The sequence below is a fragment of the Aquimarina aquimarini genome, from assembly GCF_900299535.1.
GTDB classification, from domain to species: domain Bacteria; phylum Bacteroidota; class Bacteroidia; order Flavobacteriales; family Flavobacteriaceae; genus Aquimarina; species Aquimarina aquimarini.
On the sequence record NZ_OMKE01000032.1, the window covers coordinates 1 to 1818 of the forward strand.

Below are 1818 nucleotides of genomic sequence, written 5' to 3' on the forward strand. Positions count from 1 at the left end.
GTGATTATACAGTTGCCAATCAAGTAGTAGCTAATGTAAGTGTTGCATGGAATGGGTTGGATTGTGATGGCGATGGGGTAACTAATGGTCAAGAAATTACCGATACTACCAATCCAACGGATAATTGTAGTCTAATAGCAGCCAATCAAGATGCTACGCCAAGTGTTGCATGGAATGGGTTAGATTGTGATGGTGATGGCGTAACCAACGGACAAGAAATTACCGATACTACTAATCCTACTGATGGATGTGATTATACCGTTGCTAGCCAGGTAGCCGCAAATGTAAGCGTTGCATGGAATGGGTTAGATTGCGATGGCGATGGCGTAACCAACGGACAAGAAATTACCGATACTACAGACCCAACAGATAACTGTAGTTTAGTAGTAGCCAATCAAGATACTACGCCAAGTACAGCGTGGAATGCATTGGATTGTGATGGCGATGGCGTAACCAACGGACAAGAAATTATAGATACGACAAATCCAATTGATGGATGTGATTATACAGTTGCCAATCAAGTAGTAGCTAATGTAAGCGTTGGATGGAATGGGTTAGATTGCGATGGCGATGGCGTAACCAACGGACAAGAAATTACCGATACTACAGATCCAACAGATAACTGTAGCTTAGTGGCTGACAATCAGGATGCTACGGCAAGTGTTGCATGGAATGGATTGGATTGTGATGAAGATGGTGTAACTAACGGACAAGAAATTACCGATGCTACTGACCCAACAGATAACTGTAGTCTGGTAGCTGCTAACCAAGATGCTACACCAAGTACAGCATGGAATGCCTTGGATTGCGATGGAGATGGAGTAACTAACGGACAAGAAATTACCGATAGTACAGATCCAACGGATAATTGTAGTCTAGTAGCTACCAATCAGGATGCTACACCAAGTACAGCATGGAATGCACTAGATTGTGATGGCGATGGCGTAACCAACGGTCAAGAAATTATAGATACGACAAATCCAATTGATGGATGTGATTATACAGTTGCCAATCAAGTAGTGGCTAATGTAAGTGTTGGATGGAATGGGTTAGATTGCGATGGCGATGGGGTAACCAACGGACAAGAAATTACCGATACTACAGATCCAACAGATAACTGTAGTCTGGTTGCCGCTAATCAGGATGCTACGCCAAGTGTTGCATGGAATGGGTTGGATTGTGATGGCGATGGGGTAACCAACGGACAAGAAATTACCGATACTACTAATCCTACTGATGGATGTGATTATACCGTTGCTAGCCAGGTAGCCGCAGTAAGCGTTGCATGGAATGGGTTAGATTGTGATGGAGATGGTGTAACTAATGGTCAAGAAATTACCGATACTACTAATCCAATTGATGGATGTGATTATACCGTTGCTAGCCAGGTAGCGGCTAATGTAAGCGTTGCATGGAATGGGTTGGATTGTGATGGCGATGGAGTAACTAATGGTCAAGAAATTACCGATACTACAGACCCAACAGATAACTGTAGTCTGGTAGCAGCTAATCAAGATGCTACGCCGAGTGCAACTTGGAATGCCTTGGATTGTGATGAAGATGGGGTAACTAATGGTCAAGAAATTACCGATACTACTAATCCCACTGATGGATGTGATTATACCGTTGCTAGCCAGGTAGCCGCAAATGTAAGCGTTGCATGGAATGGGTTGGATTGTGATGGCGATGGGGTAACTAATGGTCAGGAAATTACAGATAGTACTAATCCAATTGATGGATGTGATTATACCGTTGCTAGCCAGATAGCGGCAAATGTAAGCGTTGCATGGAATGGGTTGGATTGTGATGGCGATGGAG

1 pseudogene is annotated in these 1818 nt (G+C 43.6%); it reads left to right on the plus strand.

Annotation, left to right across the window (positions count from 1 at the left end):
• Positions 1-1818, plus strand: a pseudogene (locus tag DG508_RS13750) (hypothetical protein); the annotation flags it as partial.